Origin of the sequence: Agaribacter marinus (assembly GCF_030160655.1) — a bacterium.
In the GTDB taxonomy this organism is placed as follows: Bacteria; Pseudomonadota; Gammaproteobacteria; order Enterobacterales; family Alteromonadaceae; genus Glaciecola; species Glaciecola marina.
On sequence record NZ_BSOT01000005.1, the window covers coordinates 1,259,443 to 1,279,733 of the forward strand.

A 20,291-nucleotide genomic window follows, 5' to 3' on the forward strand; every position below is an offset into this window, starting at 1 on the left:
AAACTAATTAACAGAGAATAAAAACCAGATGTCCAACCCTGATGTCTCTACGTCGGTAGAACAGAATAATTACGACCCAAAATCCATCGAAAACCGCGTTCAAGCACATTGGCAGAACAACGCCACGTTTAATGCAGATTTAGCGGAAGATAAGGAAAAATTTTATTGCCTCAGTATGTTTCCTTATCCCAGTGGTCGTCTGCATATGGGACACGTCAGAAACTATACAATCGGTGACGTAATTAGTCGTTTTCAGCGTATGCAAGGTAAAAACGTGCTACAACCAATTGGTTGGGATGCATTCGGTTTACCTGCAGAAAACGCAGCCATAGAAAATAAAACGGCACCGGCTAAATGGACAATGAAAAACATTGATTACATGAAAGGCCAACTGAATGCACTCGGCTTTGGTTATGATTGGCGCAGAGAACTTGCCACCTGTAAGCCCGATTATTATCGCTGGGAGCAATGGTTTTTCACTCAATTGTTTGACAAAGGTTTAGTGTATAAAAAAAATGCAACGGTTAATTGGGATCCGATAGACCAAACCGTACTTGCGAATGAACAAGTGATCGACGGGAAAGGCTGGCGCTCAGGGGCAACAGTAGAGCGTAAAGAAATTCCACAGTGGTTTATAAAGATTACCGACTATGCCGAAGAACTATTAAACGATTTAGAGAAACTAGAAAATTGGCCTAGCCAAGTAAAGTTAGCACAAAAAAATTGGATTGGACGTTCGGAAGGCGTCGATCTTAGTTTCGACTTAACAGAAGCAATCGCTGGTTATTCTGAGCTAGAAGTCTATACAACTCGGCCTGACACCCTGTATGGCGTGAGTTACTTGGCGCTTGCACCGCAACATCCTATTTCTTTAGAGTTAAGCAAAACCTCACCTGCGTTAGCCGAGTTTATTGAAAAATGTAAGCAAACCAAAACGTCTGAAGCAGACATGGCAACAATGGAAAAGCTAGGTCTACCACTAAACATTTCGGTTACTCATCCGCTCACTGGCGAAAAGCTGCCTGTATGGGTCGCCAATTTTGTATTGATGGACTATGGTTCTGGTGCCGTAATGTCTGTGCCTGCACATGACCAACGAGACTGGGAATTTGCGACAAAATATACACTGCCGATTTTACAAGTAGTCGACGCCAAAGAAGGTGATACCGTAGACTTATCAACTAGCGCTTATGCAGAAAAGAACACGCTAATAAATTCCGGCGACTATACCGGCTTATCTTTTCAGGAAGCCTTTGATGGGATTGCTGAAAAATTAAAAACAATGGGCAAAGGTAGCAAAACGGTCAATTATCGTTTAAGAGACTGGGGTGTATCTCGCCAACGTTATTGGGGTTCTCCAATTCCAATTGTAAATGACGAAGATGGGAACTCATATCCTGTCAATGCCGACGATTTGCCCGTATTATTGCCTGAAGATGTCGTTATGGACGGTGTTACGTCACCGATAAAATCAGACCCAGAATGGGCAAAAACAACACATGATGGCAAAGCGGTAACACGAGAAACGGATACCTTCGACACCTTTATGGAGTCATCTTGGTACTACGCTCGTTACGCCTCTGCGCCGGACAACGCAATGCTAGATCCAACTGAAGCTAACTATTGGTTACCCGTTGACCAATATGTGGGTGGCATCGAGCATGCCACATTGCATTTGTTATATGCGCGCTTTTTTCATAAATTGTTGCGCGATCAGGGCATGGTAAAAAGTGACGAACCTTTTACGCGCTTATTATGCCAAGGCATGGTGCTAGCCAACGCATTTTTTAGTAAAAATGAAAGCGGAAAAGACATTTGGCATTCCCCGGCAGATGTAGAAGTTGAACGCGACGACAAAGGCAGAATTGCTAAAGCCTGGCTTAAATCAAATGGTGAAACAGTTGAATTTGCTGGCATGATCAAAATGTCTAAATCAAAGAATAACGGCATAGACCCACAAACTATGATTGATGTCTATGGTGCTGATACAATTCGGCTCTATACTATGTTTGCTGCGCCACCTGAGCAGGATTTAGAATGGATCGAATCAGGAGTAGAGGGTGCAAACAGATTCTTAAGGCGCTTATGGCGACTTGTCCAAGAGCATGCAACGTCGGCGGATGATCTTGTCGAGATTACCCCGTCTTCATTGTCGAAAAAGCAAAAAGAACTGCGTAAAGAAATACACCAGACGATCGCTAAGGTTTCTGATGATATTGGTCGTAGGCAAACATTTAACACTGCCATCGCTAAGTTAATGGAATTATTAAATGCTTTAAACAAATACACGGTCGAAGATGCTCAAGATAAAGCGATTTTCCAGCATGGTTTAAGTGCACTAGTACAAATGCTAAATCCCGTTACGCCCCACATCTGTGAAGCGCTATGGGAAGTACTTGAGTGCAAAGGAGAATTACAAACGTCCACATGGCCTACTGCAGATGAATCTGCCTTGATAGACGACGAAAAACTGATCATAGTACAGGTAAACGGTAAACTTAGGGCCAAAATTACAGTGCCAGCCGACATCGATAAAGCGACGCTTGAAAACTTAGCGTTAACACAAGAAAATGTTAAAAGTTTTACTGATGGTAAAACAGTACGCAAGGTAATTGTCGTACCGAACAAACTTGTCAATATAGTGGCTAATTAATGTCATTAACGTTAAATATGTCAGTAAATAGCGCATGCAAGTATTGCCTACAAGTAGTCATAGTATTACTTGTGTGTACTATACTTGCTGCTTGCGGGTTTACTTTGCGTGGTTCTCAGACCCTACCAAACAATATTGACACAATAGTTGTATCAAGTGCTTTACAATACTCTCCACTGTCGAGAAGTTTAAGTAAACGCTTGCCTATCTATCAGTTAAAAAGTCTGAGCCCTTCACAGGCCAGCACCGCCTTACTTGAAGAAGGCAAAGTCATGAGTATCAGCTTGCAACCAGAAAACTTAGAAAGGCGTTTATTGTCAATGTTCAGTTCTGGTCAAGTCGCGGAATACGAACTGATTTATACAGTTGAATATGAAGTGTATTTCCCCTACATGGCCCCCATCCAAAATACGATGACCGTAGCCCGCGAATACCAAGAGGATCCTGATCGCATTCTGGCAAAATCAAGAGAACTAGAATTAATCATGGATGAAATGCGTACGGAAACCGCAGATAGAATTATTCGTCTGCTATCCAGTCAATACGCAACAGCCAAACCCATCGAAATTGCTGCAAAAGAAGAGTAAACGACAATTGATTCAGGTAAATCCACAACAATTTACTCAACAACTTCAGCGTGACACTCTGCCTCCTATAGTCTTGGTGTTTGGCGATGAGCCGCAACAAAAATTAGACGTTATCGATGCCCTGCGCAAACAAGCCATTGCCAATGGGTTTACCGAACGTCAACAATTGAATGTTGATAGTGACTTTAGTTGGCACCAATTGACTGAAGCAACGCAGACTATGTCATTATTTGCCGACAAACAATACATAGAGCTCTATTTACCGACAGGGAAACCAGGCACACAGGGAGCAAAGGCACTCTCTGAATTTGCGGCCAGCAACATTCAAGATGTTGTATTACTTGTTCATGGCGGTCAAATAGGCAAAGACGTAAAAAATGCTAAATGGTTTAAACTACTCTCTCAAAATGCGTGGTTTTGTCCAATCTATGAACTTAAAGGAAGACAACTACACGGCTGGATACAAAACAAGGCTGCAGAATTGCGTTTACGCTTATCAACTGAAGTCATTTCTTTTGTTGCAGATATGAGCGAAGGCAATTTATTAGCAACGCGGCAAGAACTCGAAAAACTCGCCTTAATCTACTCAGAAGAAACTATTGACCTTGAAAGAGTGCAACGTGCTTTGGTAGATCAATCTCGCTTCAACGTATTTCAATTTATCGATGAAGTACTTGAAGGAAATATACAAAAAGCTGTCAAAATTTTACTTCGGCTAGAGAGTGAAGGAGTAGAACCTAACATTATTTTATGGTCACTGATTAATGAAAACAGGAAACTTCTCGCCTGTAAAAGTCAACTTCAGCAACATGGAAAAATAAACTTCATGGCGTTACGAATCTGGCAAACGAAGCAGTCCATGTATCAAAATGCGTTGCGCAGACTAGATATTCTAACGCTTGAAAATATGCAACGAGATTTGATGCAAGCCGATAGTTTGCTGAAGTCTGAGACACAACAAAAACCTTTTGTACTGCTTAGTCACTTAGCCATGCTGTTTATGCCGCTCTCGCTTGATAAGCTTCGTCTTTCTTAACCGGAAAGCAGCATGATTAAAGCGTTTTTTGGCGGCACTTTCGACCCTCCGCATTTAGGGCACTTTCAATCGATCGACTATATACAAACTACCTTAGCGATACGGCATATAGACGTATTACCCTGCCATATTCCGCCTCACAAAGTGAGTATCGCTAACGAAGCTGCTCGCTTAGCTATGTGTGAATTGTTCATAAAAACACGTGCTAATTTATCTATAAATACCTTTGAATTAGAACAAAATGCACCCAGCTATACCTTCGATACTTTGCAGTATTTACGTAGGCAGTTTCCTAGTGATTGCTTGATTTTCATTGTCGGCGAAGACTCATGGCAAAACTTCACAACGTGGTACCGTTGGCAAGACATTTTGTCGATGTGCCACTTGTTGGTTATGCCGAGAAAGGCGCAACAAACAATGCGCAAGAACAATCTACTAACGCTCCCTGAAAAAGGTTCCTCCTTACCAATCAGCATAAATTCGGCCAATATTTACGATATCTTGCCGCCTAATTCTGGGAATTTTCCGAAAAATCGTAAAAAAACGCATAATTTGGATAAATTTAAACAGGTATCAATTGAACAAATGCACCAAATCCTTAACAATACGACGCATGGGTCTGTATTTATGACCAATGGTAGTTATCACGATATTTCGTCAACTGAAATTCGCAGAGCTATTCAAGCAAAGCAAGATGTTTCTGAATGGATTCCCGAGCCAGTGCTCAACTACATCAAAACAAACAACCTTTATCAAATAGGTGATGATTGAATCAAGAAAAATTGACGCAGTTTGTACAAGACAAACTCGAAGACATGAAGGCAAGAGATATTATCGTTATCGATGTCGTTGGAAAATCAAGTGTTACAGATACTTTGGTCATTTGTTCCGGTACGTCTAAAAGGCACGTATCGTCAATTGCCAATAATCTCATTGTAGAATGCAAACAAATCGAAAAGCCCCCTCTGTCAGTCGAAGGCAAAGATACGGGTGAGTGGGTTTTGGTAGATCTTGGTGATATTGTGGCACATATTATGCTAGACGACACAAGAGACTTTTATCAGCTAGAAAAACTCTGGCAATAGAATAGAATTACCCTAAACCGGGATAAGATAACAAATGCAAGTGCAAATTATTGCTGTTGGGAACAAAATGCCAAAATGGGTAGTCGAAGGCAGCAATGAGTATTTAAAACGATTCCCTTCAGATTTTCGCGTAGAATTTACCGAAATTTCGCCAGGCAAACGGTCCAAAAGTGTGAATATTCAAAATATTATCGACGCTGAAGGAAAAAAATGCCTGGACGCCATCCCAAAGGGCAATAAAATCATTGCGCTTGAGGTAAAAGGAAAAGCATGGGATACACCGCAACTCGCCAAACAACTAGATAGCTGGAAAATGGATGGACGAAATGTATCCTTGCTCATAGGTGGGCCAGAGGGCTTATCGCAAGACTGTAAGAATGCAGCAGAGCAATGGTGGAGTTTATCGCCATTAACCTTGCCCCACCCTATGGTGAGAATTATTGTTTCGGAAGCTCTATATAGAGCATGGTCTGTTACACAAAATCATCCCTATCACCGAGAATAACAGACTGGTATGGCAAAACAACGACAAACGATTAGAGATCATACAGCTGAGGCCAACCTATTTACTAGCCGAGCCCTAATCTCTGTAGTGGTTGTTACGTCATTTATGCTGCTGATTTTAGGTAACTTGTATGACCTGCAAGTGCGTCAATTCGAAGATTACCAAACTCGCTCAAATGGCAATCGAATAAAACTACTCCCAGTAGCACCAAACAGAGGCCTAGTCTACGACAGAAACGGTACAATTTTGGCTGAAAACCGACCAGTATTCAGTCTTGAAATCATACCCGAAGAAGTGAGTGACCTTGAAGCAACACTGGTAGCTTTAGGCGAGTTGATGACACTTACGGACAGTGAAATTAAACGTTTCCAGAAAGAGCGTAAAAGACAACGTCGTTTTAAACCGGTAGCACTTAGAAGCCAACTAACACATGACGACGTGGCATTATTCTCAGCCAATCAACATCGTTTTCCCGGTGTCACTATTGAAGCAAGACTGTCTCGTTTTTACCCTTTCAGAGACACCCTTACTCACATGCTTGGCTATGTTTCAAAGATCAATAAACGCGATCTGGAAAAGCTACAGGACAGTGGGCAAGAAGCCAATTATGCTGCTACTCATGATATTGGAAAACAAGGCGTTGAAAAATATCACGAAAAAATTCTTCATGGACAAGTAGGTTATCAGCAAGTAGAAGTCAACAGTCAGGGGCGTATCATTCGAGTATTAGATTTTCAGCCTCCCACGCCTGGCTCAGATATCGTTTTAAACATCGATATTGAACTTCAAAAAAAGGCGCAGGAAGAACTCGCTGGTCGTCCGGGCGCGATAGTGATTACAGATACAAGAGACGGCGGTGTTTTAGCCTTATACAGTAGTCCAAGCTATGATCCCAATCTTTTTGTTCATGGTATCAGCCAAAAAAATTATTCTGCGTTATTAAATTCGCGCAGAAGTCCACTGCTAAATAGGACAACACAAGGGCGATACCCGCCAGCTTCCACGATAAAACCGCATTTAGCCCTACTCGGTTTAGAGGAAGAAATCATTGACGAGAAAACTAAAATTCGCGACAGAGGTGTATACAAGCTTCGAAATGTCGCCCACCGCTGGCGTGACTGGAAAAAAGGCGGCCATGGCATTGTCGATGTAACTAAATCAGTGGAAATATCCTGCGACACTTTTTATTACGACCTAGCCTACCGTTTAGGCATTGATAGAATTCACGAGTCAATGACAATGTTTGGTTTTGGCGAATATAGCGGTATCGATTTACACGAAGAATCAGCCGCAAATTTGCCATCAAGAGGTTGGAAACGCGCAAGATTTAATGAACCCTGGTATATCGGCGACACTATTTCAGTGGGCATTGGTCAGGGTTATTGGAATGCAACCCCACTGCAAATTGCCCAATCAATAAATACGCTAGTCAACAAAGGGGTAAGATACACACCTCGCCTACTTAAGGGGTATTTGGTTGAAGATCAGGTAATTGACGAACCGGTAATTATGAAAGAACCTGTTGTTGTAAAAAATGAAAAAAACTGGGACGTGGTGCTCGATTCACTCTACGGCACGGTCAACAGAGAGCATGGTACTGCTTATCGTGCATTTAGGAAAACTGAATATATCTCAGCAGGAAAAACAGGTACCGCTCAATTATTTACCGTCGCTCAAGATGCTGAATACGAAGAAGAAAACGTTGCTAAAGAGCTTCGCGACAATGCTATGTACGTAGGTTATGCTCCTTATGATGCGCCTGAAATCAGCATTGCTGTTACCATTGAAAACGCAGGAGGAGGCAGTGCAAATGCAGCCCCGTTAGCGCGAAATGTGATGGATTTTTATTTTTCTCAGAAAAAAGGCATAGTTGCATCATCTCACATCGAGCAAGTAAAAACGGATGTTCAAAATCGTACGATAGAGGCCATAAGTGGCGGCGAATAATAAAAGTAAAATAAAATCCAATAAAGCCACCTTTTTAGAGCGAATTCATATTGACGGCTTCCTGCTATTTTCTCTTATGAGTTTGATGGTTGTGGGCCTACTTACTATCTATTCATCCGGTGGGCAAGAGCAAGAATTAGTTAACCGGCAACTTGTAAGACTAGGGTTAGCCGTTGGCGTTATGATTGGCTTAGCGCAAGTACCTATAATGTTCTACCGACGAATCGCTATTTACGCTTATTCCTTAGGCGTTTTTATGCTTATAGCCGTACTGTTATTCGGTGACATAGGGAAAGGCGCGCAGCGATGGCTAGATTTAGGGTTCATTCGTTTTCAACCATCAGAAATTATGAAACTAGCCGTCCCATTGATGTTAGCGATGTTTATTAGTAGAAAAACTCTTCCGCCTAATTTTGGCAATATCGCCATTGGCTTTGCATTAGTGTTTGTACCAACCATATTAATCGCAAAACAACCAGACTTGGGAACATCGCTACTTGTCGCGAGTTCGGGTATTTTTGTACTGTTCTTAGCAGGCATGTCGTGGCGGCTAATAGGTTTTATCGGTGCGCTTGGCGTAACGTTTGCCCCAATAATGTGGTTCTTTTTAATGAAGGAATACCAAAAGCAACGTGTCATCACGTTTTTAAACCCAGAGAGCGATCCGCTGGGTTCTGGCTATCACATTATCCAGTCAAAAATAGCGATTGGCAGTGGTGGTGTTGAAGGAAAAGGCTGGTTACAAGGCACGCAATCCCAGTTAGAGTTTTTGCCAGAACGACACACAGATTTCATTTTTGCCGTGTTTAGTGAAGAATTTGGCCTCATTGGTGTGTTCGGTTTACTTATAATGTATATGTGCATTATTTTACGCGGATTACATATTGCTAATCGCGCACAAGATGCCTTTAGTAAATTATTAGCGGGCAGTATTACCTTAACCTTTTTTGTATATGTGTTTGTAAATATGGGGATGGTGTCTGGCTTACTGCCTGTGGTAGGTGTCCCACTCCCTTTAATTAGCTATGGCGGCACTTCCATGGTTACATTGCTCGCTGGGTTTGGTATTTTAATGTCTATAAGTACGCAAAGACGCTTGTTGTCGAGAGCGACATAGTTAAAAATAAATGTAAACGGAATAACTAAATGCGAAACAATAACTACTCATCGCGTTGTTTGATAATCAGCTTTTTCGCAATCTCTATTTTGCAAGCTTGTAGCTCTTCCCCGACTAACAGTCGCTACAATCAAACGCAAGATTCCGCACCTACGTTTAAATACGACGCAATTAATGCAGAAGAACCAACCCCAACGTACGTAGAGTATAATGTTTGGACAAGTCGCCCTTATGAAATTCGAGGGCAATATTATACGCCAATGCAAACAGGTAAAGGCTATCAAGCCAACGGCAATGCTTCTTGGTATGGACAAAAATTTCATGGGCACAAAACGGCCAATGGCGAAGTGTTTGATATGTTCGAGCTGACGGCTGCACACAAAACACTCCCACTTCCGTCATTTGTTAGGGTGACAAATAAGCAAAATAACAAAACAATTGTGGTGAGGGTAAATGATCGCGGCCCCTTTCATGACAATCGGATCATTGATTTATCTTATGCCGCTGCAAAAAAGTTAGATTTTAGAGATAACGGTGTCGCGCCTGTTCATATCGAAGTGATACATGTGGACGAGAGTGGCTTAGTCACGATTGGAAACAAGACGCAAACACAGGATAAAAAGAACGCAAGTGTAATGGTTGCAAGCGCGCCAAGCTTACCTAAAGTAGCAAAAACGATACTCCCGGTAAAAAAACCAAACGCTGATCCTTCAGCGTATGAACGAGCGAGTGGTTTGTTCGTGCAAGTCATGGCCATGGCCGATGGCGATAAAGCAAAAGATTTAGCAAAAGGCATTGGGGATTTGTTGCAACAGCCTACCCATATTCCCAAAATAGAAAATTTGTATCGACTTCGCATTGGGCCATTAGAAAATGAACAAAGTGCGACAAAGGTCATCAAAGATTTGAAAAACATTGGATTTGATAAGGCCTTTGCCATCGACCTATCGCCAAAATAGTAGTTGTTTTGTGTGCAATAAGCGGTATTTACCTTTAGTCAGATTAAATCTATCAAGTCCTTCGTTATTTCGTGGGTGAGTTATGCTGCGCGTTGATGTAAAATACGCGCGAACTCAAATCTTATAATAAGAATTAAAGGTTATTTAAATATAATGCGCTTAATGAGAAAGCTTATTTTAACACCATTGTTACTTGCCAATATAGCGCATGCAGCAATTGTCATTCCGCCGGCGCCATCTGTAGAAGCCAGTGGTTTTTTACTTGTGGATCATTCAAATGGGCATGTGATTGCGTCAAAAAACGGCGAGCAACGCCTAAACCCAGCCAGCCTAACAAAAATTATGACGGTTTATGTCGTAGGTAAAGAAATCCAAGCGGGTAATATTAGCTTAGAAGACGAAGTCACTATATCCGAAAATGCTTGGGCAAAAAACTTTCCTGATTCTTCAAAGATGTTTATTGAAGTGGGCACAAAAGTTACTGTAAATGAGCTGTTACAAGGCATTATTGTGCAGTCTGGCAATGATGCTTGCGTTGCAATTGCAGAGCATATAGCGGGTTCTGAATCTGCATTTGCAAGTATGATGAATGCACACGCAGCGAGTTTAGGTATGACACAAAGCAATTTTGTAAATAGTCATGGCTTGCATGACGCGGAACATTACACCTCGCCTCGCGATATGTCTTTACTGTCCAGTGCATTAATCGAAGAATTGCCGGATATGTATGCCTATTACAGCCAAAAAGAATTTTCGTACAATGGCATTAAACAATTTAATCGTAACAGCCTGCTGTGGGATAAGAGCTTAAATGTCGATGGTATCAAGACGGGCCACACCTCTGACGCAGGATATAGCTTGATTACGTCTGCTACGCAGGGCGATATGCGCCTAGTGTCTGTGGTAATGGGCACAGAAAGCCAGCGAGCACGCAAGGCAGAAAATAAAAAGCTACTTCGGTACGGATTTAGGTTTTTTGAGTCAGTAAGTCCATATAAAGCGGGTGACAGTTTTGTTGCGCACCGCATTTACATGGGAGACAAGGATACCGTTGAGTTAGGCATTAATAACGATACTCATCTTACGATACCTCGTGGTCAAGCGGATAAACTTAAAGCACACTTTGAAATCAGCGAACAACTTCAAGCGCCAATGGATAAAGGCCAAGAAGTGGGTATTTTGCAGCTTAAGCTAGATGACAAAGTAGTTGCCACGTATCCACTTGTTACACTTGAAGAAGTTCAAGAAGGTGGACTTATTGATAAGGCAATGGACTACATTAGTTTAAAAATTGGCTTGGAGGACTGATGGATACTCACTTTGACGAGTTGCTAGACTTTCCATGTATGCAAACCTTTAAAGTAATGGGCTTAGCAAAACCTGAGTTACCAAGTGTTGTTGTAGAATGCTTGCAAGCACACGCGCCAGGCGATTATTCACCAACAGTAAAACCCAGCAGTAAAGGCAACTACCACGCAGTCAGCGTTGGCGTGCGAGTTACGAGTAAAGAACATATGGAAACTATTTATACGGAACTGGCAAAAATTGATATTGTGCGCGTTGTACTGTAGCAATACTCAAAATAGATGCTTATATAAATGGCAACATCGATAGTTATACGTCAATTAGGTAAGCAAGAATACTTGCCTATTTGGCAAAAGATGCAAGCATTTACGGATGCCAGAGATATAAATACCTTAGACGAACTTTGGCTTTGTGAGCACGAACCAGTATTTACGCAAGGGCAAGCGGGAAAAGCAGAGCACCTATTGAATCCCGGTAATATTCCGGTTGTGCCAGTCGATCGTGGTGGACAAATAACCTATCACGGACCCGGACAGCTTATGTTATATGTGCTACTTGACGTAAGGCGCGGCAAGTGGGGCGTCAGAGACCTAGTGTCAGCACTAGAGGACTGCATAATAAATACGCTGGGTGATTTTAATACCGAAGCTTATGCTAAAAAAGATGCACCCGGCGTTTATGTCGCTGAAAAAAAAATATGTTCTGTAGGGCTTCGAATACGAAAAGGCGCGTCCTTCCACGGTTTGGCGTTTAATGTAGATATGGATTTGTCACCTTTTTTACGCATTAACCCATGCGGTTACGCTGGCTTAGAAATGATCGATTGCACTGACATCGACGGGCCCGCTAACATGGCTGAGGCAAGTGACAAGGTGGTTAAACACTTTTGTGACTTGCTGAATATTAAAAATTTAACTTATACAGAAGGTTTTGATGACTAACTCTAGACCGCAAGCAGGTGTGAAGCTGCGTGATGATGATAAAGTAAAGCATATCCCAGTGACAATTGTCCCCACCGAAAAAGAAGAAATGCTGCGAAAGCCGTCTTGGATTAAGATTAAATTACCTCGCACTACCGCGCGCATAGACGAAATAAAACAAACTTTACGCAAAAATAAACTTCACAGTGTTTGCGAGGAAGCCAGTTGCCCTAACCTATCAGAATGCTTTAATAAAGGGACGGCAACATTCATGATTTTAGGTGATATTTGTACTCGCCGCTGCCCGTTTTGTGATGTTGCTCACGGTAAACCACTACCACCAAGTGCAGAAGAGCCTGAAAAGCTAGCCAAAACAATTGCTGAAATGAAGCTCCGTTATGTCGTAATTACCTCTGTAGATAGAGATGACCTACGAGACGGCGGCGCTCAACATTTTGTTGATTGTATTAATGCCATTAGAGAGCATAGCCCAAACACAACCATAGAAGTACTTGTACCTGACTTTCGCGGTAGAATGGACCGCGCCTTAGAAATATTTAAAAATGGGCCGCCAGACGTCTTTAACCATAACTTGGAAACAATCCCTCGACTTTATAGAGAATGTCGTCCAGGTGCCAATTACAAATGGTCTTTAGAACTACTGCGTAAATTTAAAGAACAACACCCAAATATTCCGACTAAATCAGGCTTAATGATGGGTATGGGCGAAACCAATGAAGAAATGGCAGGCGTGCTATCTGATTTGCGTGAACACAAGGTAGAAATGTTAACACTTGGACAATATTTGCAGCCAAGTAAATTTCATTTTCCCGTAAAGCGTTATGTACCACCTGCTGAGTTCGATGAATTAGGCGAACATGCAAAGGCCATTGGCTTTAGTCATGCAGCGTGTGGTCCAATGGTACGTTCCAGCTATCACGCTGACAAACAAGCGGCTGGTGAAGAGGTTAAGTAACGCCTACTTTACCATTTTATCGCGCAATTTAAGAAAGAGGCAAAATGCCTCTTTCTTAAATTGCCATTCACAACGCTTTTTTTGTTGGCGCAACCACATTCGCAAATATTAAGCCTGCGACAAGCGACATTAAAATGAAGAAAGTTTCTTGTCCAATATGATCAGCCTGCACAAAATCCTGCCCCGAAATCATAGAATTGAGTCCTATGTATGTTTTAGAACCTGGCACAAGTACAATTAAACCGTGCATCGCAATGATGGTAGATGGTTTGTTTGCTACTCTTGCAAACACATTCGCATAAACACCTAATACAAAAGCACCGATAAATGCCCCTAAACCCTGTTCTAAATACATCGAGCTCATCTTAGTTGACGCATATGCAATAACCGTCGCTAATACTGCCCAAGGGATATCTTTAATTCGCGTTCTAAAAATAGCGACAAGACCCAAACTCAAAACAATCACTCCCACCCATTGAATCCACCATGGCATAGCCTGCGGTTGCTCTACACTGTATTGTGACAAAAGAGCTACGCTTAGATATATACCCAAAAAGGCACCAAAATATAGTTTAAATAGCTGCATGATTGCATCCATGACTCGTGCGGTACCTGACACTAAATTGCGTGAAGACAATTCAGCTAACCCCATCGAGAGTGCCAAGCCCGGCACCAAGATAATGAGTGACGACAAGATAATCAGCCAAATATTGATTCCAGGCAGCAAGAAATGCGAAATAACACCCGCTAAAAATGCCGTAGTAAAAGAGGCAACTGGCTCAAGCATTAGCTTTACACGTTTGCTTCTTTCAGACCAAATTGTCCAAAGATAAACCAATAAACCTAAAAATGACGATATAAAAATTTCCTTAAAACCAGCCCCCATTAGGGTAGCGAATGCGCCAGTTGACGCCGCAAACGCAATACCGGTTGTCACACGTCCATATGGGCTGTTTAATGCATCGATTTCATCGAGTCGAACATCAGCATCTTTTAACGCAATATCACCAGCAATAAGCTTCACAGCTAATTCATCAGTCAGTGCTAGCGAATTTAAATCGAGCTCACCGGGCAGCAACCTTGCTGCATGTGTGTATTCATCTTCGTGCCTGTCACTCCAGATGACAAAGGTGAGTGATGTTGGTGTCGAAATAAACGATGCATGCACACCAAAATAGGCCGCGACTTCCATTAAGTATGCTTCTAGACGAAACGCAGGCGTGCCGTACTTATGCAACATCTTGCCAAGTTTCACAATAAAACGTCTAATTTGAGTAAATTCAGTTTTATCCATTGCCGCTCATATCTATTTTAATGGAAGGTCTTTAATGGCCCGCATATTAGGCGGTGTTCAGCGCAGAGTAAAGTATATTTTTTAAGCTTAATCAGATTAGTTTTATTAATGCATAACACGACAGCACTACTTTTATTAACGGCTACTCTAGCTACGCTTTTGTCCTACTTTAATTGAATTCGATAATGCTAGTTCAAAATTGAAAGCGGTCATTTGAATTTCAATAAAATGCATCTATTTCCTTGGACTAATCCTTAATTGCTAACGGGTAATAAACTTGCGTTAAAATGCGTCAGCACCACAATGTTACTGTCCCGGTGACCGAAGGGAACAAGTTAAGCGCCTTGTCATGTATCACTGCTTGTCCCAGATGTTCATTTCGTATTTTTTTGCCGTAAAAACTTTAAGACAAACATCTGGAACAGACATATTGACCCCATACTTCGGAGAGGATTAGATTAAAGATCGGAATTGCTCGGCAACTTTACCTTTGGAAAATGAAAACTCTTCTGATTTATGTGCTGCGATATTCCTAAATTTCGCGAGCTTTTTGAGATAATCTCTGTTCATTGACTTGTCATGCGAGACTGTGCATACAACCTTGAATGTAAATAATTTAATCTTTAACCAAAATTAAAGTTGTAGCTAGTGTTTCCTGTGGCCCCACTTTTGCAGCCCCTCCCATGATATACAACTTATTATTAAGTGTAACAGAGCCATGGCCATGACGAGCTGAGGGCATAGTTAATATTTCACTCCATTTATCAGTTTCAGGATCAAAAGCCCAAACTTGATTATATGCTTTGCCTTCTTTCCAATTGCCATTTGGACCAAATGCTTCACCACCAGCAACAATTATCTTACCGTTTAAAGTCGAGGCTGACATACCTGCTAACGCGACAGGGAGGGGTTGAATAGCAGTCCATTTATCGCTTTCTATATCATACACCTCAGCAAATTGTTTATTACCTGATTGAACCCCTGCTTGTCTGCCACCTATAACATAGATTTTATTATTTAGTACTGCACTGGCTGCTGAATTTCTTACTATACTAGGCTGTGCTGCTTCTACCCATTGTTTGTTGTCCAATAGAATATAATGCTTTTTAGTGTCTACATGCTTACCTGTTTCAGGAGATAGCGTTTTACCTCCTATCACATGAATATTATTTCCTACTGATGCATAAACTGACTCTGCTAATGGTATTGGCAATTTGGGGCCATTTAGCCAAGTATTTGCTGTTTTATCCAAACGATACACTGTATTTTTTATTTGCCACGCCTTACCTTTTTGACCGTAAAAACCACCGATACCATATAAATAAGTTGAGTTACTAACTAAGCCAAGGTGGTGCCTTTCTTCTGGCAATTTTGCCCCTTCCCTCCATTGTTGAGATTCAGTGTTAAAAATAAAGGTTAACTTAGATGGAGATAAGCCAAAAAAAATCGGCGTATTACTTGGAACAAACCCACCAGATATATAGATTTCCTTATTAAAAATTGCAGGATATATTTCTTGAATCGGCGTTTTTATTGATGGCGCTTCTGACCAGTTATAAATATTATCTATGGTCTGTGCTTTTGTATGGATTACACTGAAACTAACAAGAGAAAGTGCCCCAATGAGTTTAATTAAATTAGTTTTCATAAAATATGAACCTTGTTATTTTATATACTTACACATTTGAAAATTAACAGATTAAAAGTAAACACTTAAAAGTGTGATGGTTTATAAGAGAATGTCGCTCCATTTAAATCTTAGACACTAAATTTAATTACCCCACGGTACACGGAAAAGTCGCATAGTTAACTATTTCAATAGCACATAACCCGTTAAATAAACGGCAACTATACATGCGCGACGATCGCGCAGCGGCGCATGTACAGTTGTCCTTCGCGACCAAAGGGAGATTTGATACTTTTTTTGGGTGTTTTCATAGATTTAAGAAACATACAAGAACGTGACTCCATTCGCTTTTTCCCAATTTCTATTTGTTAGGTGATTGATGAGTTTTTCCAATTCTGAAAACTGCATGGACTCGTAAGTGCGGTCTTCTCTGCGGATATCTGAGTCGCTCCAAAAGTGATGAAGATTGGCAAATACATTACTAATATCCTTTAACTTATCTGTCTTCATTTTTTTGATATTTAATTGCGCACTATCCATATCCAACGTTCTGTGATTTACATCACTTAACAAGCGGATAAGTCTTTGTAACTCGTCTTTATCCATATAGACACCTAACGAGGCTGTAGAAAAAGCCAATATTCCATCATCATTTCCTACCACCGTGTGTGTTTTCCTAGTGAACACTACTTTGCCTCGATAAAATGGATTTTGCAATCATTTGACTTTTTGTGAGTACTTTTTAAAAAGTGAGGCGCTATACCTTGTGGATTGTGGTATGTAAGGGCGTTTTCTTGCGGATGCCCTATATGGGTTTACCCTAATTCAAGTAGCCAACTGCCCGTAATGGTGCAACTTTCGATATTGTGTATAAGACAAAACAGATGCCACTGTCCTTGTACTTTATCTTTTGCCTCGTAAGCTAAATCGATTGAGTCGTTTATGGTTCCTATGTTGCCAAACACCGGCTTTACCACACTCATGCGATGACTGTAAATTTATTTGCCTTTGTTGCTGTACACTCGTTGCTTCATACAGTCTGCCATCCGCCCATTTGCGGTTGGGCGACGCAATTAGTTGTTCAGCGATACCTCCAAAGGCGCTCATGCCTCGGCGGCTTTTTACTTTCTGATTGAAACGGCAAAAGCAAACCATCTATTGTTAGGAGGCCAAATTAACTATGCCACTACACTTTAGATCGTTAGAACAAGCAGATAAAAGCCTGCTCTACGTTTATACGTTTACTCAACAAATTATTCGCTAGTTCACAAATAATCAGCTATGGTATTTGTGTACATATAAACAAACGAGTGATTCTCATGGTATTCACGAAGCCTAGTAACAAACACTTAGGCATATCTTTATTCGCTATGTCCCTTCTTTTCTTGACCGGATGTGCGCACAATGACGAGTTAGCGTACAATGAGCGCGAACGTGCGCTTATTTGCAGCTACACGTCTGAACAAGTGTTTACCTGTCAAAGCAGGCGCGATTGGCTGGACGAGGGCATTACCCCTGATTTTGAATTTGAACAACAACGCCTTCCCATTCATCAGCGTGTTGAAGTCATAGAAGATGAGCTGGAAGAATTAGAAAGCAAAAAGTAATTTTTTATAAGCGGCTATATTTAAGGCGTGTTTGTGCTACTTTAGCGTCAATTTAATTCATATATATATAAAGCATGCCAATTATTAACTCTCAAGCGTTTATTGCCGATTATTGGCAAAAGAAACCTTGCGTCATCAGAAATTTCATTCCAAATTTTAGTGACCCAATCGATGAACATGAACTTGCAGGTCTAGCCCAACTAGAAGAAATTGACGCGCGCTTAATGTCACAAAAAAACGGCCGTTGGACAGTAACACAAGGCCCCATTGACGATTTTGAACCGCTATGTGTCAACGACTGGACCCTGCTGGTGCAAGGTGTTGATCGCTACATAGATGATATTGATGCGCTTTTCCGTCATGTCGATTTTTTACCTACTTGGCGCACTGACGACGTAATGGTGAGCTATTCTGTTAAAAATGCGGGTGTAGGTGCGCATATCGACGAATACGACGTTTTTATTGTTCAGGGAAAAGGGAAGCGTCAATGGCAAGTCGGCCTGCCCGGAACATTTGAAACTGACATTCCACATCCACTACTGCGCCTTATCAAAGGTTTTACGCCAATAATTGATGTTGAGCTGTCTTCTGGCGACGCCATTTACATTCCTCCTTTTCATCCACATAGTGGCATTACTATAGAGGATAGCCTAAATTATTCACTTGGTTTTAGAGCGCCAAATACAATTGAACTACTCTCTGGGCTGGCGGATGAATGCATAGCCAATGACAAAGGCGATGGTAAAAATGCCTCCATTTCGTCTACCTGCCGCCTATCCCATCTACTAAACACGCGATATTCTGATCCTGATATTCACAAAAAACGCCACAACAATCCTCAGGGTGAAGTTTCATTTGAAGAAATAGATGCACTTAAATCACACTTAAAAACACTAATAGACGCGAAAGAAGCTACGCCAATGTTAATGAGGTTTTTAAGTTTACAAGCATTACCATCTGAAGAAATTGTCGAGCTATCCGTAATCGAATTAGAGCAACTCTTAGTACTAGGTAACGCAATACGTAAAACAAGTGGTGTAAAACCTATTTATTTACAAAAGGATAAAGAAGAAAAAGAGGATTTCAATTTCTATATAGATGGCCATTCGTTTCAAGTAGACGCAAGTGTAGGTAGTTTATTTAGAGAACTGTTCGAAACCTCAATGCTAGTCATATCTAAAGATGATATTCACCTTATTCGCAATAACCAAGAAGCCAAACAGACGCTTTTGCAGCTGATTAACCTTGGTTTTTATTACATAGATAACGAATAAATGATAGGTAACAAATAAAAAACGGCTTTGAAACGCCCTCAATCTGCGTTACATCAGATTGGTTAAAGACTGAGCTTAGACCGGAAAGCAAATTTTGCCCATTGAGGTTTGAGGTACGTTAGTCTGTATCGCAATGTTTTGATTCGGATTATTTGAGGACTGTATATTTTGGTGCGAAGTGTTCTGCGCTATACATTCGTTTGCCAACAATGCGAATAGCGCCGCTTCTTTTGCATCAGGTGATACACCCAACGCTTCAGTAGATTGGATCTGTATATTAGGCAGTAAGGATGCAATATTCTGCAACAAAAGTGGATTGTGCACGCCCCCGCCACTCAAATAAACTTCAATATCATTAATATCAACGTTCTTATCGATATTCTTTAAGCATTCAAGCACATGCATGGCTATGCATTTTGCCGTAAACATATTAAGCGTTGCCAATACATCAAAATGATATGAACCCGTCTTTTCAATATCACTATTGAGGTCAACATTGTCTTTTACGTAGGCGGCAATACAAGTATCTACAAATTTCAAATCGAAGGCTTCTGGCCCCGTCGTCTTTGGCATGTGTAAATGCAAAAAATCATGGGAAAGCAAAGCATTTAACATCGATGTATTCACTTTGCCTTTTTTGGCAAAGGACGAATTTTTATCATACCTCATGGGCGAAAAATGCTCCCTCACATATGCATCCATGAGCGTATTACCCGGTCCAACGTCAGTAGATATCACTTGATTCAAGTTAGCCGTTTTTGGCATAAACGTAAGGTTGGCTATGCCACCAATATTGATAAGAATACGCGTTTTGTCTTTTGAGGCAAAAAGCAAATGATCACCATAAGTAACTAAGGGGGCTCCTTCACCACCAGCAGCCAAATGTCGCTGACGAAAATCAGCAACCGTGATAATTCCCGACTCTCGGGCGACATGATCACCATCGCCAATTTGTAAACTTGCGTTTGGTCTATTCACCTGCTTATGAAAAGACGCAGGTGCATGAAAAATAGTTTGTCCGTGACTCGCAACTAAATCGATATCTTTAACATCGATGTTCCATTTTAACAGTTGTTCTCGAACCGCTTGTCCATGAAAAATGCCAACTTCTTCGTTCAATATTGCTAACGCTTCCAAATGCACTTGCTGCTTTGAAAATACCTTTTGAATGTTGGCAACCATATTTTCAGAATAAGAAACAGTAGTAAATGCTTGGACGATTAACTGTGTGCTCAGGCCACTCCCGGTTATTTTACACAGGGCAATGTCGAGACCATCTAAAGATGTGCCGCTCATTAGGCCAATGATTCGTCTATGGTCTTTCTTACTAATTTCGTAAAGGCGGGAAATATTGTCTAGCATGTCGCTCGTTAATTCGTTTTGAACTTTGAGCTTACAA

At 41.2% G+C, this 20,291-nt stretch carries 19 protein-coding genes and 1 pseudogene; 15 read left to right on the top strand and 5 right to left on the bottom strand.

Features of this window, described 5'->3' with window-relative positions; all coding sequences use genetic code 11:
* The first annotated feature begins 28 nt into the window (after positions 1-28).
* From leuS to lipA, 13 genes are all read left to right on the top strand, one after another.
* Positions 29-2,653 carry a leucine--tRNA ligase gene (leuS, locus tag QQK00_RS07090; protein WP_284216779.1) on the top strand — a complete coding sequence of 875 codons (2,625 nt, stop codon included), beginning with the start codon at positions 29-31 and terminating at the stop codon, positions 2,651-2,653.
* A complete protein-coding gene (locus QQK00_RS07095) occupies positions 2,653-3,240 on the top strand; it encodes an LPS-assembly lipoprotein LptE (protein WP_284216780.1) in 588 nt (195 codons plus the stop codon). The genes leuS and QQK00_RS07095 overlap by 1 nt, the downstream gene beginning before the upstream one ends.
* Before the next feature lie 7 nt (positions 3,241-3,247).
* Positions 3,248-4,276, top strand: coding sequence for a DNA polymerase III subunit delta (gene holA, locus QQK00_RS07100; protein WP_284216781.1), 1,029 nt, complete (start codon positions 3,248-3,250; stop codon positions 4,274-4,276).
* Between the two features lie 12 nt (positions 4,277-4,288).
* Positions 4,289-5,047 (top strand): nicotinate (nicotinamide) nucleotide adenylyltransferase, encoded by a 759-nt coding sequence (nadD, locus tag QQK00_RS07105; protein WP_284216782.1) that lies wholly within the window; start codon positions 4,289-4,291, stop codon positions 5,045-5,047.
* Positions 5,044-5,361 carry a ribosome silencing factor gene (gene rsfS / locus QQK00_RS07110; RefSeq protein ID WP_284216783.1) on the top strand — a complete coding sequence of 106 codons (318 nt, stop codon included), beginning with the start codon at positions 5,044-5,046 and terminating at the stop codon, positions 5,359-5,361. Before nadD ends, rsfS begins: the two co-directional genes overlap by 4 nt.
* Before the next feature lie 34 nt (positions 5,362-5,395).
* Positions 5,396-5,866 (top strand): 23S rRNA (pseudouridine(1915)-N(3))-methyltransferase RlmH, encoded by a 471-nt coding sequence (gene rlmH / locus QQK00_RS07115; RefSeq protein WP_284216784.1) that lies wholly within the window; start codon positions 5,396-5,398, stop codon positions 5,864-5,866.
* A gap of 9 nt (positions 5,867-5,875) precedes the next feature.
* The gene (gene mrdA / locus QQK00_RS07120; RefSeq protein ID WP_284216785.1) at positions 5,876-7,813 is read left to right on the top strand and encodes a penicillin-binding protein 2; all 1,938 of its coding nucleotides are present in this window, start codon (positions 5,876-5,878) and stop codon (positions 7,811-7,813) included.
* A complete protein-coding gene (gene rodA, locus QQK00_RS07125; protein WP_284216786.1) occupies positions 7,800-8,930 on the top strand; it encodes a rod shape-determining protein RodA in 1,131 nt (376 codons plus the stop codon). Before mrdA ends, rodA begins: the two co-directional genes overlap by 14 nt.
* Before the next feature lie 29 nt (positions 8,931-8,959).
* Positions 8,960-9,889 (top strand): septal ring lytic transglycosylase RlpA family protein, encoded by a 930-nt coding sequence (locus QQK00_RS07130; protein ID WP_284216787.1) that lies wholly within the window; start codon positions 8,960-8,962, stop codon positions 9,887-9,889.
* A gap of 162 nt (positions 9,890-10,051) precedes the next feature.
* Positions 10,052-11,197, top strand: a complete 1,146-nt coding sequence (locus QQK00_RS07135; protein ID WP_284216788.1) for a D-alanyl-D-alanine carboxypeptidase family protein — start codon at positions 10,052-10,054, stop codon at positions 11,195-11,197.
* Complete coding sequence (gene ybeD, locus QQK00_RS07140) at positions 11,197-11,460, top strand: DUF493 family protein YbeD (protein ID WP_284216789.1); 264 nt, start codon at positions 11,197-11,199, stop codon at positions 11,458-11,460. The genes QQK00_RS07135 and ybeD overlap by 1 nt, the downstream gene beginning before the upstream one ends.
* A 27-nt stretch (positions 11,461-11,487) precedes the next feature.
* Positions 11,488-12,135, top strand: coding sequence for a lipoyl(octanoyl) transferase LipB (lipB, locus tag QQK00_RS07145; protein ID WP_284216790.1), 648 nt, complete (start codon positions 11,488-11,490; stop codon positions 12,133-12,135).
* Positions 12,128-13,090: a lipoyl synthase gene (gene lipA / locus QQK00_RS07150; protein WP_284216791.1), complete on the top strand. Its 963-nt coding sequence runs from the start codon at positions 12,128-12,130 to the stop codon at positions 13,088-13,090. The genes lipB and lipA overlap by 8 nt, the downstream gene beginning before the upstream one ends.
* Positions 13,091-13,157: 67 nt before the next feature.
* On the opposite strand, the gene QQK00_RS07155 is transcribed toward lipA, so the two are convergent.
* The 4 genes and pseudogenes from QQK00_RS07155 to QQK00_RS20505 all read right to left on the bottom strand — a co-directional run.
* Positions 13,158-14,384 carry a threonine/serine exporter family protein gene (locus QQK00_RS07155; protein ID WP_284216792.1) on the bottom strand — a complete coding sequence of 409 codons (1,227 nt, stop codon included), beginning with the start codon at positions 14,382-14,384 and terminating at the stop codon, positions 13,158-13,160.
* 616 nt (positions 14,385-15,000) lie between these two features.
* Positions 15,001-16,032: a Kelch repeat-containing protein gene (locus tag QQK00_RS07160; RefSeq protein ID WP_284216793.1), complete on the bottom strand. Its 1,032-nt coding sequence runs from the start codon at positions 16,030-16,032 to the stop codon at positions 15,001-15,003.
* Positions 16,033-16,326: 294 nt separating this feature from the next.
* A complete protein-coding gene (locus QQK00_RS07165) occupies positions 16,327-16,698 on the bottom strand; it encodes a hypothetical protein (RefSeq protein WP_284216794.1) in 372 nt (123 codons plus the stop codon).
* Positions 16,699-16,826: 128 nt separating this feature from the next.
* A pseudogene (locus QQK00_RS20505) lies at positions 16,827-17,051 on the bottom strand (transposase); the annotation flags it as partial.
* 279 nt (positions 17,052-17,330) lie between these two features.
* On the opposite strand from QQK00_RS20505, the gene QQK00_RS07175 reads away from it, so the two are divergent.
* Together QQK00_RS07175 and QQK00_RS07180 are read left to right on the top strand one after the other, a co-directional pair.
* Positions 17,331-17,618, top strand: a complete 288-nt coding sequence (locus QQK00_RS07175) for a hypothetical protein (protein ID WP_284216795.1) — start codon at positions 17,331-17,333, stop codon at positions 17,616-17,618.
* A 74-nt stretch (positions 17,619-17,692) separates the two neighbouring features.
* Positions 17,693-18,892, top strand: coding sequence for a cupin domain-containing protein (locus tag QQK00_RS07180; protein WP_284216796.1), 1,200 nt, complete (start codon positions 17,693-17,695; stop codon positions 18,890-18,892).
* 75 nt (positions 18,893-18,967) lie between these two features.
* On the opposite strand, the gene QQK00_RS07185 is transcribed toward QQK00_RS07180, so the two are convergent.
* On the bottom strand, positions 18,968-20,254 hold the full coding sequence (locus QQK00_RS07185) for an anhydro-N-acetylmuramic acid kinase (protein WP_284216797.1): 1,287 nt from the start codon (positions 20,252-20,254) through the stop codon (positions 18,968-18,970).
* Positions 20,255-20,291: the final 37 nt, after the last annotated feature.